Consider the following 17986-nt stretch of genomic DNA (forward strand, 5'->3'; position numbering starts at 1 on the left):
GCCGACACCGACACCGACACCGACACCGACACCGACACCCAAGCCGACGCCGACGCCACGTCCGACGCCGCCACCGCCGCCGAAGCCGACCCCCACGCCGCGACCGCCCGCCCGGCCCGCTCCGGCGCCCCCCGCTCCTCCGGCACCCCGGCCGACACCGCCCCCGGCACCGCCGGCGCCGCCGAGACCCACGCCGAAGCCGACGCCCAAGCCCACCCCACGGCCCTCCGTGACCCCGGTGAGCTACCCGGCGTACCACCCCCACGCCATCAGCCGCCCCACGCGGGGTCACACCTCGCCGGTCACCTACGTGCTGCTCATCACCGTCCCCGCGATCGTCGCCGTAGCGGCGCTGCGCCCGCGCTGACGCGCGGGCCCCTTCACTCCTGGAGGCATCAGTTGTCGGATTGGCTTGTTCTCGTCCTCGCGATGCTGGGGGCCTGCGGCGTGGTGGTCGTCATCACGCTGCTACGGCACCGGACGGCCGCCGAGGACGAGGATCCCAGCGAGACCCCGGACGTCATCGAGTACATGACGATGTGGATCGGCGTCATCTACGCCATCGTCCTGGGCCTGGCCATCGCGGGCGTGTGGGAGGCGCGCAACACCGCCCAGGACCACGTGCAGACCGAGGCCCAGGCGCTGCACGAGATCTCGGAGCGGGTCCGGGTGTACCCGCCGGACGTCCGGGACGGGATCCGCGCGGACATCGACGCCTACGTCGGTTACGTCGTCCACACCGAGTGGCGGAGGATGGCGGACGACGAGCGGGTCACGGACCGCGGCACCGAACTGCTGCACAAGGTCCGGGAGGCCGTCACCGACTACCGGCCGAAGAACGACTTCGAGGCGCAGGCCTACCAGCCGCTGCTGGACCAGATGGCCACCGCCGACCAGGCGCGCAACGCGCGCGCCGACTCCACCGGGGCCACCATGCCGCCGGTCGTGTGGTGGGGGCTGTTCTGCGGCGCGCTGATCACCATCGGCATGGTGTTCGCGCTGCAGATCCGGCGCACCCGGCGCGAACTGGTCCTGGCCGGGCTGTTCTCCGCGACCATCGCCTTCATGCTGTTCCTCATCTGGGACTTCGACGCGCCCTACAGCCGGGGCATCGCGGTGACGGCGGAGCCGTTCCAGAGCCTGTTCCCGGGCATCACCGGGTAACCCCGGCCGCCCCGCCGGAGCGGCCTCTGCCGCCCGGCCGGGACGGCAGCCACCGCAGGCCTTCGCCCCCGCTTCCGCGAGGAACCGGGGCGAAGGCCTGTCGACGTGCGTGTGCTCAGGGTGCGGGGACGGATCCGGTGGCCTCCGCGGCGCACCGGGGGCTCAGACGCGCTTCTCGTGCCGACGGCGCATCCAGAAGGCACCGCTGCCGAGCACGGCCGCGCCCACCAGGCCACCGCCGATGGCCATGTCGGTGGGCGTCGCCCCGCTGGTCCTGCTTCCGCCGAAACCGCCGTTGACGCCGCCGATGACGCTGAACGCCCCACGGCGGGTCAGGGTGCGGCCGTCACAGCGGACGGTGACGTCGTACCGGCCGCGGCCGGCGTCGCGGTCGACGATGGCGACGCCCCGCGCGGTGTCGTCGTGGAACTGTTCCAGGTCGATGGTGCCGAAGGCGTCGGAACTCGCCGTACCGCGCCGGCAGCCGTTCACGATGATGGTGAGGCGGCCCCCGGCCGAAACGATGTCGGGCGTGACGAAGATGTCGCCCGAGTTGCCGAACTCGTCGCCATGGCCCCCGAACCCCTCTCCTCCGAATCCGTTCCCGCGGCCGAAGTCGTCTCCGCGTCCGTTGCCGAAGCCCTCGCCCCCGCGACCGTTGCCCTCACCGCCACGGCCGTTGCCTTCGTGCCCGCGGCCGTTGCCGTTGCCGTTGAAGTTCCCGTTCCCGCGGCCGTTACCGTTCCCGTTGAAGTTCCCGTTGCCGTTGCCGTTGCCGTTGCCGTTGAAATGGCCGTTCCCGTTGAAGTTCCCGTTCCCCGGGAAGACGCCGTTCCCGGGCAGGACGCCGTTCCCACTGAAGGTGCCGATGTTGCCGGTACCGGGCACGATGACCGTGGCGTTGTTGTTGTCGGTGCTGCTCGGTCCGCCGCCGTTGCCCATGCCGTCCGCGACGGCGTCAGGGGCGGCGAGCCCGAGCACGGCGACCGCGGTGCACGCCGCCGCCAGGGCGCGTTGGTTGCGCATGTGATCCTCCGCGGGAGGCGCCCCGGGTCCCGTCCCCGGTGGATCGGCGAGAAAACACCTCCCGGGTAGACCCTCAGACGCGCAGAACACGCCCGCATGTCGAGAATGGTCCGTCCTGGTGAGCCGACACGCCGACCGACAACCACACAATCGGATATTGCCGCAGGTCACGGACCGTCAGAAATTATCTGGAAACGGCAACTCGGATGGCGCACCGGCCGGGTGCGAGGCCACCCGTTCGCCGTTCGACCCGTCGCCCGCCGCACGCGCGGGACTTAGCGTTTTCCCATGCGCGAGGGACGTGGCGAGGCCCGCGTCGAGAGGGGTGACGAATGTCTGCGTCCAAGCTGGCCCAGCTTGCCGAAGAGGAGGAGCGGCGGAGGAAGCGCGCCCCCTGGGGCGTGATAGCGCTTGTTCTGCTGACCGGCCTGGCGCTCATTCGCAACGGTTCGGGCGAGTTCGACGTCGGCCCGCCGCAACCCGCCACCGCGGCGGCTCCGGACACCCGCGCCACCCTGGGCACCTTCTCACCGGCGCCCGCCCTGCCGTTCTCCCCCGTGCAGCGGGTCCGGATCCCGGCGATCCGGGTGGACGCGCCCGTCGTGCAGGTCGGGCTGGACGCGGACGGCTGGGTCGCGGCGCCGCCGCCGGAGAACCCGGGCCTGGCCGGCTGGTTCACCGGCGCCGTGTCCCCGGGGGAGAAGGGCACCGCGGTCATCGTCGGACACGTCGACAACAAGCAGGGCCCCGCCGTGTTCTACGGCCTCGGGGCGCTGAAGAAGGGCAACCAGGTCGAGGTCCTGCGCCAGGACGGAAGGACCGCCGTGTTCGAGATCTACGGGGTCGAGGTCTTCGAGAAGAGCAACTTCCCGGGCGACCGGGTGTACGGCTCGAAGGGCGCACCGGAACTCCGGGTCATCACCTGCGGCGGTGGTTTCTCGAAGCAGAACGGCTACGACGGGAATGTCGTGGTCTTCGCCCGCCTGGCCGCGGTCGTGTGAACCACCGCGGCCCGGCGGGGCGAAAGAGTACGGCCGGACGACGTCACACGCGCCGGCGCGGCACGGTGAGGCGGTACCCGGAGTCGATCAGATAGGGCAGCCATTCGCGGATCGCGCGGACGGTCTGCGAGCGGTCGCCCCCGGCGTCGTGGGAGAGCACCACGACACCGGGGGCGGCGCCGCTCTCCACCTGGTCGATGATGGTGCGGGTGCCGGGCACCATCCAGTCGGTGGTGTCCACGGTCCAGGCCATCGGCTCCATGCCCATCTCCGCGCCCAGTTGGAACGCGGCGCGGTTCCAGGCGCCGTAGGGAGCGCGGAACCACTGCGGGCGCTCGCCGTAGGAGTCCTCGATGGCGTCGCTGGTGCTCTCCATCTCGGAGCGGATCTCACGGCGGTTCAGCTCGGTCAGCAGGGGATGCGTCCAGGTGTGGTTGCCGACGACGTGGCCCTCGTCGGCCATCCGGGCCAGCAGTTCCCTGTTCTGCACGACGCACTCGCCGCAGACGAAGAACATGGCCCGTACGTCGTACTTGGCGAGGGTGTCCAGGATGTGCGGGGTGTACTCCGGGTTGGGGCCGTCGTCGAAGGTCAGCACCATGTGCCGGCCGCTTCCGGAGACCCGCATGATGGGTTCCTTGCGCACCTTCAGCCTGCGGGGCGCGGCGCGCGGCGGTCCGTCTCCGGCGAGCGGCTGGAGCCGGAAGGCCGAGGGCTTGAGCGCCTGACGGGCCTGCGGGCCGGCGACGGGGGCCGCGGCGGTCCGGGCGGTCTCCTCGCCGCCCTGCGCCAGGACGGCTCCGGCGGTGCCCGCGGCTCCCAGGGCGGCGACGCCGGCGAGGAGCATCCGGCGCCGCGTGAACAACTGATCCTTCTGCATGACCCATCAGTCGCCCCACCGGGCTCCGGCGCACCACAACGGCACCGGTGCGGCGGCGGTAATGCACCCGGACGGCGCAGTGGGCAACGGACGTCTCAGCGGCGGCGCACGAGCGGGAAGGGCAGCGTCTCGCGGATCGTCAGACCGGTGAGGAACATGACGACCCGGTCGACGCCGAGGCCGAGGCCGCCGGTCGGGGGCATGGCGTAGGCGAGGGCCTGGAGGAAGTCCTCGTCCAGTTCCATGGCCTCCGGGTCGCCGCCGGCGGCCCGCAGCGACTGCTCGGTGAGCCGGCGGCGCTGCTCGACGGGGTCGGTCTGCTCGGAGTAGGCGGTGCCGAGTTCGGTGCCGAAGGCGACCAGGTCCCAGCGTTCGGCGAGCCGGGGGTCGGCGCGGTGCCGCCGGGTCAGCGGGGAGACGTCGGCCGGGAAGTCCTTGTAGAAGGTGGGCGCTCCGGTCCGGTGCTCGACCAGCCGTTCGTACATCTCCAGCACCACGTCACCGGGCCCGTCGTCCGCGGTGTACGGCACCCCGGTGCGGTCGCACAGCCGGTGCAGCCGCAGCAGTTCGGTGCCGGGGCCGATCTCTTCCCCGAGCGTCTCGGAGAGCGCCCCGTACACGGTCTTGACCGGCCAGGTCCCGGAGATGTCGTGCTCGGCGCCGTCCCTGCGGACCACCGGGGAGCCGTGGGCGGCGGTCGCGGCGCCCTGGACCAGTTCGCGGGCGAGGTCGAGCATGACGTCGTAGTCGGCGTGCGCCTGGTAGGCCTCCAGCATCGTGAACTCGGGGTTGTGCTTGTGGGAGACGCCCTCGTTGCGAAAGGTGCGGCCCAGTTCGAAGACCTTCTCCAGGCCGCCGACGCATAGCCGCTTGAGGTACAGCTCGGGGGCGATGCGCAGGTACAGGTCGAGGTCGTAGGCGTTGATGTGGGTGGTGAAGGGGCGGGCGTTGGCGCCGCCGTGGACCCGCTGGAGCATCGGGGTCTCGACCTCCAGGTAGCCGCGGTCCAGCAGCCCCTGGCGCAGGGCCTGGACGGCGGCGGAGCGGGTGCGCAGGACGGCGCGGGCGTCGGGGCTGGTGATCAGGTCCAGGTGACGGCGCCGGACCTTGGCCTCCGGGTCGGTGAGCCCGCGCCGTTTGTCGGGCAGGGGGTGCAGGCACTTGCCGGTGAGCTGCCAGGAGGTGACGAAGACGGTGGGTTCGCCCTTGTCGCTGAGGGCAGCGTGACCGGTGACGGTGATGTGGTCGCCGATGTCGGTGTCGCGGGTGAAGCGGTCGAGTGCCGGGCCGGAGCCGTCGCGGGTGAGGGCGATCTGGTGGTCGCCGGACCAGTCGCGCAGCACGGCGAAGACGATGCCGCCGAAGTCGCGGACCAGCATGACGCGTCCGGCCACGGTGACGTCCGCGCCGGGGGTGACGTCGGCGAGGGCGTGGGTCGGGGCGGGGACGCCCACGGGGTACGGATCGGTGCCGGTGGCGCGCAGCCGGTCCAGGGTGCGGTACCGGACACGGACCTGGTCGGGCAGGCCCGCGTCCGGGGTCGCGGGCCCGGCCCCGTCCCCTCCGGCGAGGCCGGACACCGGCACGGACGGCGGGCCCGCCGTGGTGGCGGGCCGCCGTCCGTCCTCCGGGTGCCCTTTTCTCCAGAGTTTGCGCAGAGAAGGGACGGAGACGAAGCCTTCGGCGATGGCGGAGGCGAGGCCGATGCGGGCGAGGGAGGCGGTGTCGCCGTAGCAGATGAAGCGCGGGTACCACTCGGGGCGGTACTTGGCGTTGGAGCGGTACAGGGCCTCCAGTTGCCACCAGCGGGAGAGGAACAGCAGCAGCCGGCGCCACAGCCGCAGGACCGGTCCGGCGCCGATGCGGGCGCCCTCCTCGAAGACGGACCGGAAGACGGCGAAGTTCAGGGAGATGCGGCGCACGCCCAGTTTCGGAGCGGCGGAGCACAGTTCGGCGACCATGAACTCCATGACCCCGTTGGGGGCGGCCCGGTCACGGCGCATCAGGTCCAGGGACACGCCGTCGCGGCCCCAGGGCACGAAGGAGAGCAGCGCGAGCAGCCGGCCGTCCTCGCCGAGGGCCTCCACGAGCAGGCAGTCGCCGTCGGCGGGGTCGCCGAGCCGGTCCAGGGCCATGGAGAAGCCGCGCTCGGTCTCGGTGTCCCGCCAGGCGTCGGCCTTGCGGACGATCTCCTCCATCTCGCGTTCGCCGAGGTGCGCGTGGCGACGGATGCGGCAGACCGCTCCGGTACGGCGGACCCGGTGCACGGCCTGCCGGGTGACGCGCATCTCGCGGCCGGTCAGGTCGAATCCCGGGACGTGCAGGATCGCCTCGTCACCGAGCTGGAGGGCGCCCAGGCCGGCGCGGGCACAGGCGCGGGCGCCGGCCTCGGAGGCGCCCATGACGGCGGGCGCCCAGGCGTGCCGGCGGGCCAGGTCCAGCCAGGCGTCGACGGCGCGCGGCCAGGCCTCCGGGTCGCCGACTGGGTCCCCGGAGGCCAGGCACACCCCGGCCTCGACGCGGTAGGTGACGGCCGCCTTGCCGCTGGGTGAGAAGACGACGGCCTTGTCGCGCCGGGTGGCGAAGTAGCCGAGGGAGTCCCGGTCGCCGTACGCCGCCAGCAGGGCACGGATGCGGGCCTCCTCGTCACCGTGCAGGGCGGCTTCCAGGCGCTGGGAACGGAACAGCGTGGCGGCCGCGTTCAGCAGGGCGAGGGCGCCTAGCAGGCCGAGCACGAAGGTCACCTGGCGCGGTGGGCGGCCGCCGAAGGCGCTGCCCGGGACCAGCCCGCCGCACACCCGGTCGGCGGCCCAGGCCAGGTGCTGGCCGGCCGGGAGCGTGCCCGGGAAGAGCAGCAGCAGGCCCCAGCCGAGCAGGATCGCCACGGCGAGCCCGGCAAGGAGCACGGCGAAGGCCCGCCATACGGCCCCGCGGCGGGAGACGGCGTAGAACTCCCCGCGCGCGAGCACGAGCAGGAGCAGCAGCAGCGCGCACAGCGCGAGGGACGGCAGCGACTCCGCGTACAGGCCGACGGCGGCGCCGAGGGCGTCGGTGAGGACGAGCAGGCCGAGATAGACGACGACCAGCCACCAGGCGGCCTTCTTGCGGGCGGCGGTGGCGCCGGCCAGCAGGAACAGGAAGACGGCGTAGGCGAGGTTGTCGCTGATGGGGACCAGGAGCAGGTCGAGGGTGCGGACCAGCGGGCGGAGCGGCCGGCGCAGCGGGCTGATGATCGCGAGCAGGGCGCACAGCAGGCCGAGGGCGGCGAAGAGGGTCGCGAAGGCCTCCGGGACCCGGCCGAGGCGTCCGCCGGCGGGCGGGCGTGTCGGCGCCGTGGCGGCCCTCCGTGGGGCGGGCTCCGCGGTGGCGGTCATGGTTCCGACTCTAGGAAGGGCCGCCGTGCCTCGCCCGTCGAGCGGCCCCCCGTGAACAGGCGTTCACCAGGAACGGTCGATTCCGATAGCCTCGTGCCGTGACGGAACAGCATCACGAGCAGCACTCGCATGAACACCGGTTCGAACGGGGCACGGACGGACCGAAGGTCATCGTGGTCGGCGTGGACGGCTCCGACTCCTCGATGCGTGCCGCCGCGTACGCGGCGGGTCTGGCCCGGCGCCAGCGCGCGCTGCTGGCGGTGGTGTACGTACAACCGGTGCTCGCGGCCGGGGCGGCGCTCGGGGCGCCGGTGGCGGAGACCACCGACGAGATCGCCGAGGACCTGGTCGCGCAGATCCGGGAGGGGACCGAGCGGCTCAAGGGGACCTTCGAGGTGCGCTGGGAGTTCCACACCTTCCGCGGCGACCCCTACAACGGGCTGGTGAAGGCGGCGGACGAGCTGAAGGCGGACGCGGTGGTGGTGGGTGCCTCGGAACAGGCGGGCCACCGGATCGTCGGCTCGGTGGCGGTCCGCCTGGTGAAGACGGGCCGCTGGCCGGTGACGGTCGTGCCGTAGGGGGCGCTTCCGCGGAGGTGAGCGCGGCGCACGGACCGTCGAGGTGCGCGGCAGGCGGCACAGGCCGGTCATGCCTCACGCTGACCGACCGGCCGGCGAGGGTACGAGTGCCACCCGGTCGCTGGGCTCGGGGCGGGGCGTGCGGCGGCAGGGGCCGGGGGTGACCGCGCCCGCGCCGGGGATCGGGCCGCCCCCTAGAGCCCTCACCGCTCCCAGTCGGGGAGACCGGGTCGGCCGGGAGCCGGGCAGGACGCCAGGGCCCCGTGATCATCAGCGGCCGTTCACGACGAGGCCCTGCCGGCCGGCCGGGGTCGCCGGCTCGCCCTGACTCGTCCTCGTCGGCGAGGAGACCGGGCGCACCGCTCACCGGCCCGCACCCGGGGCTCGCGGCGCCGCGCGTACGTCTCGCCGGTCGGATCCGGACACCGTGTGGGCCGTGCGTGGCGCCTTCCCTGGGGCTCTTCGCTGAGCCATCATGATCCGCCGTCAGCCGTTTGCCGTCGGCGAAGAGGTGAGGCCCATGGACAGGCTCCGCGCGGGTGAGGGGATTCTCCGCCGCAAACCCATCGAGCACATCGAGGAGACGGAGGTCGGCGAGGGCACCCGGCTGGACAAGTCGCTGGGGCTCTGGCAGCTGACCGCCATCGGTGTGGGCGGCATCATCGGCGCGGGCATCTTCACGCTGGCCGGCACGGTGGCGAACGGCACGGCCGGGCCCGCGGTGCTGGTGTCGTTCCTGATCGCCGGTGTCGCGAGCGCGTGCGCGGCACTGTCGTACGCCGAGTTCGCCGGGATGATCCCGAAGGCGGGGTCGGCCTACACCTACGGTTACGCGGTGCTCGGCGAGTTCGCGGGCTGGTTCATCGGCTGGGACCTGCTGCTGGAGTACACCGCGATCGTGGCCGTGGTGGCCATCGGCATCTCCGGCTACTTCAGCTTCCTGGTGGAGCAGATGGGCGCCGACCTGCCGCGGTGGATGCTGGGCGCGCCCGGCACCGGGACCGGGCACCGGGTCGACCTGTTCGCGGCCCTGCTCTGTCTGCTGATCGCCTGGCTGCTGAACCAGGGCATCCGCAGCGCGGCCCGCTTCGAGACGTTCGTGGTGGCGCTGAAGGTGCTGGTGGTGCTGCTGGTGATCGGGGTGGGCGTCTTCCACATCAACACGGCCAACTACCACCCGTTCTTCCCGTTCGGCATCAGCGGGGCGTTCACCGGCGCCGCGACGGTGTTCTTCGCGGTGTTCGGCTACGACGCGATGTCGACGGCGGCCGAGGAGTCGAAGGACGCCCAGCGGCACATGCCGAAGGCGATCATCTACTCGCTGGTGATCTCCATGGTGCTGTACGTGGCGGCCTGTCTCGTGCTGACGGGCATGCAGAACTACAAGGACATCGACAAGGAGAGCGGCTTCTCCACGGCGTTCAAGTCGGTGGGTCTGGGCGCGCTCGCGGACGTGATCGCGGTCGGGGCGATCATCGGCATCCTCACGGTGATGTTCACGTTCATGCTGGGCGTGACGCGGGTGTGGTTCTCGATGTCCCGGGACGGACTGCTGCCCCGGTGGTTCGCGAAGACGCACCCGACGCGGCACGTGCCGACCCGGGTGACCTGGATCGTGGGGCTGGCCTCGGCCGTCATCGCCGGGTTCGTACCGATCGGTGAGGCGGCCGAGCTGACCAACATCGGCATCCTGCTAGCGTTCGTGGTGGTGTGCACGGCGGTGATCGTGCTGCGCTACCGGCAGCCGGAGCTGCCGCGCACCTTCCGGACGCCGGGGATGCCGGTCGTGCCCGCGCTGGGGGTCCTGTTCTCGATCTGGCTGATCACGTTCCTGCAGTGGCAGACCTGGGTGCGGTTCGCGGTCTGGTTCGCGATCGGCTGCGGCATCTACTTCGGATACTCCTACCGGCGCTCGGTGCTGGCGGAGCGGCCGGCCTCGTAGTCACTCCGCCATGACCAGGCCGTCCTGCCCGGCGCCCCGGCTGAGCACCACGTCCCTGATCCGGTCGCGCACCCCCTCCAGCTCGGCGCCCTCGGCGATGGCCCTGTTGAGGTCGACGACCCGGCCCGCGTCGAGGTCGTAGAGCTGGGGGACGAACTCGGCCTTGGTGACCCGCCAGGCCTCTCCCGGCCGGGCGGGCGGGGCGAAGGTGAAGCGGCCGAGGGTGGACTCGTTGCCGCGCGGGTCCTGGGCGCCCTCGCCGTTGTACATCTCGCCGGCGATCTGGTCGCCCATCCCGTAGATCACCCAGGTGCCGTTGACCTTCTCGTACGCCTGCGGGACGTGGGCGTGGGTGCCGAGGATCAGGTCGATGTCCGGGCGGCCGGCCGTGGCCGAGGCGGTGAGCCGCTGGGCGAGCGTGAGCTGCTGCCGGTCGGGCTCGTCCTGCCATTCGGTGCCCCAGTGCACGGAGAGCACGACCACGTCGGCGCCGGCCCGCCGGGCCGCGCGGGCGTCGGCGATCATCCGGTCGGCGTCGATCAGGTTGACCGCCCAGGGCTGCCCGGGCGGCAGCGCGTTGCCGTTGGTGCCGAAGGTGTACGACAGGTGGGCGACCTTGGCAGAGCCCGCCCGCAGGAGCGTGACCGAGCGGGCCTCGGCCTCGTCGCGGGCGGTCCCGGCGTGCCGGATGCCGGCCTGGTCCATGGCGTCGAGGGTGCGCCGGATGCCGGTGGCGCCGTCGTCCAGGGCGTGGTTGGAGGCGGTGGAGCAGCCGTCGTAGCCGGTGGCGGCCAGGGCCTGGGCGATCTGCGGCGGGGACTTGAAGTCGGGGTACCCGGCGTAGTCGCCGTCGGCGCCGTAGACGGTCTCCATGTGACACAGCGCCAGATCGGCGCGGGAGACGACCGGTTGGATGCCGGAGAGCATCGGGCGGAAGTCGTGGCCGCTGCCGCCGGCGTCGAAGGAGGCGCGCTCGATGACGGAGGTGTGCGGCAGGACGTCTCCGGAGGCCACGAGGGTGAAGCCGTCCGCGGCGGCGGGCGCGGAGTGTCCCTCCGTGCCGGACTCCCGGTGCTGGTTCTGGCAGGCGGCTCCGGCCGCGAGGACGGCGGTCAGGGCCAGGGCCACCTGCTGTCTGCGTCCGATCATCAACTCACCCCAAGATTGTCGTATATACAGACGAAGCCGTCACGGGCATATGGGTATGAAGCTGGCGAGTCGGATAAACAGCCCGAGAGCTGTCCTTAGTCCGTCCGGAGTCCTGACATACCGCTCGCCCGGGTTCCGGCGTACCGCTCGTCCGACCGTTCGCCGACGCGTTCGACCGTCCGTCGCACAACCGGGTCCGCCCCCTGTCCGCCGGCGGCGCCCTGCGCTGCCATACGGCCATGACGGCCGGAACCTCACTCACCCCCGGGACGACGACCGCCGAGCACGAGCTGGCCGCGCTCCAGCGCGAGCACGGCGGACCCCTGTTCGCCCTGCTGTTCAGGCTCTGCGACGGAGACCGGCAGCGCGCCGAGGACCTCGTCCAGGAGACCCTGGTGCGCGCCTGGCAGCATCCCGAGGCACTGCACGCCGACGGCTACGACTCCGTACGGCCCTGGCTGCTCACCGTGGCCCGGCGGCTCGCGATCGACGCCCGGCGGGCTCGGCAGGCGCGACCGCCCGAGGTCGGGGACGAGGTCCCCGAGAACGCGCGGGTGACCGCCGACCACGCCGAACGGGCCGCAGCGAGGCTCGACGTCCGGGAGGCTGTGAAGACACTCACTCCGGAACACCGTGACGTGCTGGTACTCGTGTATTTCCGCGGGGCCAGTGTGGCGGAAGCGGCGCAGACCCTGGGGATTCCAGCCGGTACCGTGAAATCCCGCGCGTATTACGCGTTGCGCGCCCTGCGCCGGGGCCTTCCGGGTTATGCGGCCGACCTGCGCTGAAACCGGAAGCCGGGTCAAACCTCGGTAAAGCGCCTTGCTGCGGCCCCCGTTCGGGCATGGGCTGTCCTCATCCGCGTTCCGGCGGGCACCGGGGCTTGAGTCCCGACGGGGCTCGGGCGACGCGCACGCACCGGAGGAAGGCAGGAAGGGATGCTGGACAGAGGTCACGAGAGCACACACGGCGCCGACGGCGGCGAACTGGCCGTTCCGATGGCCTGGTTGTACGCCGAGTACATCGCCGACGAGCTGCTGCGCACCGGCGATCTGATGCCACCGACGTCCTTCGAGTTCCGGGCCGGCCGGGACGCGCTGGCGCTGACCGTCTTCCTGTCCGACACCGACGGGGAGCTGTCCGGCATCCGGGTGATCTCCCAGCTGGAGAACTGGCTGTCGCTGACCGCCTACGACCAGCCGTGGCAGGACTGGGTGCGGGAGCGCATCGCCGAGCTGACGGAGCGGGCGGCCGGCTCCGGCACGCCGTGCCCCGACCTGGCACTGGCGGAGGACGCCTGGCGCTGGCTGGAGGAGACGGAACTGCTCGCGCCGGACCTGGACGCGGTGCCGGGCGGCGGCGCGGTGCTCGGGGAGGACGAGGGACCGAAGGTGTGGACCCCGGCCTGGCGGCTCGGGCTGCCCCTCGGGCACCTCGCGATCCACCTCTTCTGAACCTTCCGGAATTCACACCAATCCGCGGGCCGGGCCGCTCCGAATCTCTTGTCCGCGATTTCGTGCACGGCTTGAGTGATTCGGCGGTCGGCTGCGTACGGGTGGGAGCAAGGAGTAACCCCACCCGCACCCATCGGCACGAGGATTCGGCATGAGGTCCCTGGAAAGGCATCGCGACGTCGGCGCGTACGCGCTCGGCGTGCTGGACGAGGCGGAGGCCTTCCGCTTCGAGGACCACCTCATGGAGTGCCCTCAGTGCGCGGCACACGTGACCGGATTCGGGGCCACCACCCGGCAGTTGATGCTGTACCGCCGGGCCACGCCGCGCTTCGTGAACCCCATGGCACAGCCCGGCCCCCGGCTGCTGGACCGCCTGCTCGGGGAGCTGGCGCACCTGCGGCGGACGCGGCGCCGCCGGATGCTGTACGGCCTGGCCGCCTCCGTGGTGCTGGCCGTGGCCGGCCCCGGGATCGTGGCGTTCTCCGGCCACACCGACCCGGCGGCACAGGTCGCCGCGGCCACCGATCCCGACACCGGGGTGTGGGCGCGGGTCACCTCGGCGGAGGAGGACTGGGGCAGCGATCTGCGGCTCGAGGTCAAGGACGGCTCCGGAGCGCACACCTGCCGGCTGGTCGCGGTCGGCCGCGACGGCACGGAACAGGTCGTCGCCGGCTGGACCAACGCGGGTGACGGCACCCGGCCCACCACCGCGATGGGCTCGACCGCGATGCACCCCGACCAGATCGCCCGCTTCGACATCCGCACCACGGACGGGAAACGGCTGGTCACGGTACGGGCACGGTGACCGCGCCGGTGCTCGGCTTCGGCGCCGCCGCGGCTCTCGTGTCCCAGGTGTGCTGGTGGGGAGCGGTGGTCATCGGCCTCCGCGACAGCCGGCGCTGAGCGCCGGGCTCATTTCAGCAGGCGGGACAGCCGGCGGTCGGCCAGGGGCTTGCCGCCCGTCTGGCAGGTGGGGCAGTACTGGAGCGAGGAGTCGCTGAAGGAGATCTCCCGGATCGTGTCGCCGCACACCGGACAGGGTTCGCCGGTGCGGCCGTGGACGCGCAGGCCGCTCTTCTTCTCCGCCTTCAGCCGCCCGGCGGCCACGCCCCGGGAGCGCTCGACCGCCTGGGTGAGCGTGTCGCGCAGCGCCTCGTACAGCCGGTGGGTCTCCTCCGGCGTGAGGGAGGCGGCCAGCTTGAACGGGGACATCTTCGCGGCGTGCAGGATCTCGTCGCTGTAGGCGTTGCCGACGCCCGCGATCAGCGACTGGTCGCGCAGGGCGCCCTTCAGCTGTCGCCGTTCGCCTTGCAGCAGGGCGGCGAAGCGGTCCTCGTCGAAGTCGTCGGCGAGCGGATCGGGGCCGAGGCGGGCGATGCCGGGCACCTCCTCCGGGTCGCGGACGACGTACACGGCGAGGCGCTTCTGGGTGCCGGCCTCGGTCAGGTCGAAGCCCTCCCCCGTCTCCAGCGCCACGCGCAGCGCCAGCGGGCCCTTCCCCGGCTTCGGCGGGCCGTCCGGCAGCCGGTGCTTCCACTGGAGCCAGCCGGCGCGGGCCAGATGGGCCACCAGATGCAGCCCGCCGTCCGTCTCGACGTCCAGGAACTTGCCGTGCCGGCGCACGGCCGTCACCTCGGCTCCCTCGACGGCGGTGACCGGAGGGTCGTACGTCTTCAGCACGCTGATGGCCACGGGCAGCACCCGCACCACCCGTCGTCCGACCAGGTGCTCGGTGAGGAAGTCCGTCAGCGCTGCTACCTCGGGCAGTTCGGGCATACGTCCAGGGTGCCATCCGGCGCCGACAACGCCCCCGCCGTGACGCCCGACCGGTGGTCACGGCACCCGGAACTCGCACCACACCGCCTTGCCGCCGCCCCGGGCCTCCACGCCCCAGCTGTCGGCGAGCCGTTCCACCAGGACCAGGCCGCGGCCGGAGACACCGATCTCCCCGGCGTCGCGGCGCCGCGGCAGGGCACTGGAGCCGTCCTCGACCTCGATGCGCAGCCTGCGGTCGCCGTCGTCCAGGGCCCGCAGGGTGACGATCGCGGAGCCCTCGGTGTGCATCAGCGCGTTGGTGATCAGCTCACCGGCGACCAGCTCGATCTCGTCGGCGAGGTCGTGGGCGCCCCAGGCGCGGACCGCGGCCTGGATCATGTGCCGGGCCTGGGTGAGGGCCTCCGGGTCGCCGGGCGACACATGCTGCCGGAGCCGGCCGCCGCCCCGCGTGGCCTCCCGGCTGCGGCGGCGCAGCAGGAGCAGGGCCACGTCGTCGTCGCCGCCCCGCTCCTCGGCGAGCTGGATCAGCCGGTCGGCGAGTTCGCGCACGTCGTGGGGGCCGTCGCAGACGGAGGCCACCAGGCCGCGCATGCCGTCGTCCAAGTCGGTGCCGGGCTCTTCGACCAGCCCGTCGGTGCACAGCAGCAGGGTGTGGCCGGGGTCGAGTTCGAGGGTGGCGACGGGATACTCCAGCCGCCCGAACTCGGCGGACAGGCCGAGCGGCAGCCCGCCCTCGACGCCGACCCGGGCGCAGCTCCCGTCGCTGTGCCGCACCAGCGGGTCGATGTGTCCGGCGCGGACCATCTGGACGACCCCCGTGGACAGGTCCGCCTCGGCGTACAGGCAGGTGGCGAAGCGGTCGGTGTCGAGTTCGTCCAGGAAGACGGAGGCGCGGGCCATCACGGTGGCCGGGGGGTGGCCCTCGGCGGCGTAGGCGCGCAGCACGATGCGGAGCTGGCCCATGACGGCCGCCGCGTGCGTGTCGTGGCCCTGGACGTCCCCGATGACCGCGCCCACCCGGCCCCCGGGCAGCGGGATGAGGTCGTACCAGTCGCCGCCGATGTCCCGGCCCAGGGCGGCCGAACGGTAGCGGACCGCGACGTCGGCACCGGGGACGCTGGGGATGGTGCGGGGCAGCATGGCCTGCTGGAGGCCCTGGGCGAGGTCCTTCTCCTGTTCGTAGAGCATGGCCCGCATGAGGCTCTGGGCGATGCTGCTGCCCAGCGCGACGAGGACGGCGCGCTCCTCGGCGGAGAAGCCGCTGCGGTCGTCGTAGAGCAGGCCCATCGCGCCGATCGGGCGGGCCTGGGCGATCAGGGGCAGGTAGGCGGCCGAGGTGATGTGCAGGTCGGTGAGGTGCGGCCAGAGGATCGGGTAGCCCTCGGCGAACTCCTCGGGCGATTCGATGAACCGGGGGCTGAGCGTACGGACGACCTCGCTCATCGGGTACGGCTCGTCGATCCGGGTGACGCGGGTCCCGGGGACGAAGCTGCCGACGGGCCCCTCGGCCACCAGCCGGATCCGGCCGGCCTCCACCAGGCCCATCACCAGGCTGGCCGCGCCGAGATGGCGGATGCCGTGGGTGTCCTTGAGGACGTCGATGACGTCCTGGACGCTGCGGGCGTGGGCGAGCGCGGCGGAGATGACCTGGACGACGCTGGTCTGCTGCCGGAACGCCTGGTCCTGGGCGGCCCGCAGGCTGCGCGCCGCGCTGTCGGCGAGTTCTTCGGTGGCGTCGCGCACGATGCCGACGACCCGGCGCGGGCGGCCGGTGTCGTCACGCCGGATGTAGCCCTGCGTGTGCGTCCAGCGCATGGTGCCGTCACGGCAGCGGATGCGGAAGTAGGCGCCGTAGTTCTCGCTGCCGTCCTTGATCGCCCGGGCGACCACCGCGTCGAGCCGGGCGGCCTCCGGCGGCGGCACCCTGACGACCAGGGTCTCCGGGCGCCCGTCGTACTCCTCGGGCAGCAGGTCGAACACCTCGAAGGCCTGGGCGTCCATGTGGAACAGACCGACGTCCAGGTCCCAGTCGAAGCTGCCCATGCGGTTGAGCGCGAGGATCGGGTCCGGGTGTGCGGGCCAGTCCTCCGGGAGTGACAGGGCGCTCGCTCCCCGATCGGCCATGGGGCCACCTTGCCAGGAACCGGCCGATTCTTCGACTTGATCGGCGACACGAGGGGCGGGTGGGGGCGGTGGTTCCGCGCCGCGCCGGGCCGGTGTGTTCGGCGACGGCTCGGCGGACCCGGACCCGCGCTCAGCCGCCGGGCTCGTTCGAGGGGCGGGCGGGCGCGGTGCCGGACCGGGCGGCGGGCGGGTCGCCCGGGATCAGCCCGCCGCGGTCGGGGAGGCCGGGGATCGCGGGCACGTCGGCGGCGGCGGACGGGTCCGGGTCGGAGAGGCCCTGTCCGGACTTGCCTGGATCCGCTGGACCAGAGGGACCCGCATCGGAGGTGTCTGGATCGAAGGCGCCCGGATCGGAGGCCCCCGGAACGGACAGGCCCGAGTCGGCGGCGTCCGGATCGGCGAGACCCGGATCCGAGGCGCCCGGGTCCGAGGGGTCCAGGGAGAGGTCGAGGGAGAGATCGCGGGCCGGGTCGGGAACGGGGTCGGGGTCGGGCGCGTCCTCGGCGAGCGGCGGCTCCTCCGCCGTCGTCCCGGTGTTCCGGTGCGTGAGGCCGCTGGCGCTGTTCGGCGCGTCGCCACGGCCGCCCGGCGCCACGGAGCCGGTCGGGGACGACGGCGTACCCGCCGGGGACCGCTGCGTACCGGACGCGGACGGCGACGCCGCCGGGCCGCTCTCGCGCAGGCTGGGCCGCCCGGTGACCGTCGATTCGGCGTCCGCCGGGTCGGACGGGACCGGGCTGGCCGAGGCCCGCGCGGGCGGGGACACGACCCGGTCCCGGCGGACGTCGGGGCCGACCCGGCGCTCGATCCAGGTACGGGTCGCGGCGTCCACGATGGTGATGCTGGTGACGACCCGGGGCGCCGGCGCCACCACGATCACCTGGTCCGGCTCGTAGCCGGCCCAGGGGGTACCCCGGGCCCCGGCACCGCCGCGGGTCGGCGCGGGCGCCTTGAGCGGGTTGCCGCAGGCGCAGCGCACCCGGGGTACGCCCCGGTCGTCGACCAGTACGGCGGTGCCGGCCTGGAGCACGGCCTGGTAGTGGGCCGCCTGACCGTCGCGGTAGGCGTGGTTGGTGACGCGGGTGTCGGCGCCCAGGACGACCGGCGTCAGGCCGCGCAGATAGCCGGGGAGCGCCGACCGGGTGACGCCGGCCACCTGGGCGAAGGCGTCGGCCTTGGCCTCGTCCGCCGCCAGACGGCCGATGTGCCGCTCGACGTCACAGGCGGCGACGCGCGGGGTGCCCCGGTACAGGCCGGGTGTGGCGCCGGACACGGTACGGGCGGCACGCAGGGGTGCCTCGACGTCGCCCGGCTGGACCCGGGCGGTACCCCGGGGCGACTCCGGTCTGGTGTCCGTGGAGTCGGTGAAGGGGTCGGGCCCCCGGTCGGTGGCGGCCTCCAGGAGGACCAGTTCGCCCGCCCTGGTCTGCTTGACACCGGCGCCCGCGCAGCCCGCGGCGAGGAGCGCCACCGAGAGCGCCCAGGCCGCGACGATGGATCGGGTGGGTATCCGCACCG

The 17986-nt window shown here is 73.0% G+C and carries 15 protein-coding genes; 8 read left to right on the forward strand and 7 right to left on the reverse strand.

Annotated elements, in window-relative coordinates; genetic code table 11:
• Positions 1–238 precede the first annotated feature (238 nt).
• Entirely contained in the window at positions 239–367 is a 129-nt protein-coding gene (locus OO52_RS54120; protein ID WP_257726943.1) for a hypothetical protein, read from the forward strand.
• Positions 368–399: 32 nt separating this feature from the next.
• The gene (locus OO52_RS41735; RefSeq protein ID WP_030657487.1) at positions 400–1164 is read left to right on the forward strand and encodes a DUF4239 domain-containing protein; all 765 of its coding nucleotides are present in this window, start codon (positions 400–402) and stop codon (positions 1162–1164) included.
• Positions 1165–1326: 162 nt separating this feature from the next.
• Here OO52_RS41735 and OO52_RS41740 read toward each other — a convergent pair whose 3' ends face one another.
• A complete protein-coding gene (locus tag OO52_RS41740; RefSeq protein WP_030657489.1) occupies positions 1327–2190 on the reverse strand; it encodes a hypothetical protein in 864 nt (287 codons plus the stop codon).
• A gap of 332 nt (positions 2191–2522) precedes the next feature.
• Between OO52_RS41740 and OO52_RS41745 the strand changes: the two genes are divergently transcribed.
• On the forward strand, positions 2523–3191 hold the full coding sequence (locus OO52_RS41745) for a class F sortase (RefSeq protein WP_030657490.1): 669 nt from the start codon (positions 2523–2525) through the stop codon (positions 3189–3191).
• Between the two features lie 43 nt (positions 3192–3234).
• Here the strand turns inward: OO52_RS41745 and OO52_RS41750 are convergent, their stop codons facing one another.
• Complete coding sequence (locus tag OO52_RS41750; protein ID WP_030657492.1) at positions 3235–4071, reverse strand: polysaccharide deacetylase family protein; 837 nt, start codon at positions 4069–4071, stop codon at positions 3235–3237.
• A 95-nt stretch (positions 4072–4166) separates the two neighbouring features.
• Positions 4167–7445, reverse strand: a complete 3279-nt coding sequence (lysX, locus tag OO52_RS41755) for a bifunctional lysylphosphatidylglycerol synthetase/lysine--tRNA ligase LysX (protein WP_030657494.1) — start codon at positions 7443–7445, stop codon at positions 4167–4169.
• A 98-nt stretch (positions 7446–7543) separates the two neighbouring features.
• Between lysX and OO52_RS41760 the strand changes: the two genes are divergently transcribed.
• Entirely contained in the window at positions 7544–8023 is a 480-nt protein-coding gene (locus OO52_RS41760; protein ID WP_030657496.1) for a universal stress protein, read from the forward strand.
• Positions 8024–8543: 520 nt separating this feature from the next.
• A complete protein-coding gene (locus tag OO52_RS41765) occupies positions 8544–9965 on the forward strand; it encodes an amino acid permease (protein ID WP_030657498.1) in 1422 nt (473 codons plus the stop codon).
• Here the strand turns inward: OO52_RS41765 and OO52_RS41770 are convergent, their stop codons facing one another.
• Positions 9966–11114: a CapA family protein gene (locus OO52_RS41770; RefSeq protein ID WP_030657501.1), complete on the reverse strand. Its 1149-nt coding sequence runs from the start codon at positions 11112–11114 to the stop codon at positions 9966–9968.
• A 239-nt stretch (positions 11115–11353) separates the two neighbouring features.
• Here OO52_RS41770 and OO52_RS41775 point away from each other — a divergent pair, with 239 nt between their 5' ends.
• The 3 genes from OO52_RS41775 (at position 11354) to OO52_RS41785 (ending at position 13373) form a co-directional block, all read left to right on the forward strand.
• Complete coding sequence (locus tag OO52_RS41775; RefSeq protein ID WP_030657503.1) at positions 11354–11902, forward strand: sigma-70 family RNA polymerase sigma factor; 549 nt, start codon at positions 11354–11356, stop codon at positions 11900–11902.
• Positions 11903–12052: 150 nt separating this feature from the next.
• Positions 12053–12568 (forward strand): hypothetical protein, encoded by a 516-nt coding sequence (locus tag OO52_RS41780; protein WP_030657505.1) that lies wholly within the window; start codon positions 12053–12055, stop codon positions 12566–12568.
• A gap of 151 nt (positions 12569–12719) precedes the next feature.
• The gene (locus OO52_RS41785) at positions 12720–13373 is read left to right on the forward strand and encodes a zf-HC2 domain-containing protein (RefSeq protein WP_030657507.1); all 654 of its coding nucleotides are present in this window, start codon (positions 12720–12722) and stop codon (positions 13371–13373) included.
• A gap of 107 nt (positions 13374–13480) precedes the next feature.
• Here OO52_RS41785 and OO52_RS41790 read toward each other — a convergent pair whose 3' ends face one another.
• The 3 genes from OO52_RS41790 to OO52_RS41800 form a co-directional block, all read right to left on the reverse strand.
• Entirely contained in the window at positions 13481–14344 is an 864-nt protein-coding gene (locus tag OO52_RS41790) for an Fpg/Nei family DNA glycosylase (protein ID WP_030657509.1), read from the reverse strand.
• A gap of 57 nt (positions 14345–14401) precedes the next feature.
• Positions 14402–16468, reverse strand: a complete 2067-nt coding sequence (locus OO52_RS41795) for a SpoIIE family protein phosphatase (protein WP_030657511.1) — start codon at positions 16466–16468, stop codon at positions 14402–14404.
• Positions 16469–16598: 130 nt separating this feature from the next.
• Positions 16599–17984, reverse strand: a complete 1386-nt coding sequence (locus tag OO52_RS41800; RefSeq protein ID WP_030657513.1) for a DUF6777 domain-containing protein — start codon at positions 17982–17984, stop codon at positions 16599–16601.
• Positions 17985–17986 lie beyond the last annotated feature (2 nt).

The organism is Streptomyces flaveolus (assembly GCF_000716535.1).
GTDB classification, from domain to species: Bacteria; Actinomycetota; Actinomycetes; order Streptomycetales; family Streptomycetaceae; genus Streptomyces; species Streptomyces flaveolus_A.

Coding starts and splice junctions, on each gene's coding strand:
- OO52_RS41740 (WP_030657489.1), bottom strand. CDS start 2,190: ATGCGCAACCAACGCGCCCTGGCGGCGGCGTGCACCGCGGTCGCCGTG.
- OO52_RS41745 (WP_030657490.1), top strand. CDS start 2,523: ATGTCTGCGTCCAAGCTGGCCCAGCTTGCCGAAGAGGAGGAGCGGCGG.
- OO52_RS41750 (WP_030657492.1), bottom strand. CDS start 4,071: ATGCAGAAGGATCAGTTGTTCACGCGGCGCCGGATGCTCCTCGCCGGC.
- lysX (WP_030657494.1), bottom strand. CDS start 7,445: ATGACCGCCACCGCGGAGCCCGCCCCACGGAGGGCCGCCACGGCGCCG.
- OO52_RS41765 (WP_030657498.1), top strand. CDS start 8,544: ATGGACAGGCTCCGCGCGGGTGAGGGGATTCTCCGCCGCAAACCCATC.
- OO52_RS41770 (WP_030657501.1), bottom strand. CDS start 11,114: ATGATCGGACGCAGACAGCAGGTGGCCCTGGCCCTGACCGCCGTCCTC.
- OO52_RS41775 (WP_030657503.1), top strand. CDS start 11,354: ATGACGGCCGGAACCTCACTCACCCCCGGGACGACGACCGCCGAGCAC.
- OO52_RS41780 (WP_030657505.1), top strand. CDS start 12,053: ATGCTGGACAGAGGTCACGAGAGCACACACGGCGCCGACGGCGGCGAA.
- OO52_RS41785 (WP_030657507.1), top strand. CDS start 12,720: ATGAGGTCCCTGGAAAGGCATCGCGACGTCGGCGCGTACGCGCTCGGC.
- OO52_RS41790 (WP_030657509.1), bottom strand. CDS start 14,344: ATGCCCGAACTGCCCGAGGTAGCAGCGCTGACGGACTTCCTCACCGAG.
- OO52_RS41795 (WP_030657511.1), bottom strand. CDS start 16,468: ATGGCCGATCGGGGAGCGAGCGCCCTGTCACTCCCGGAGGACTGGCCC.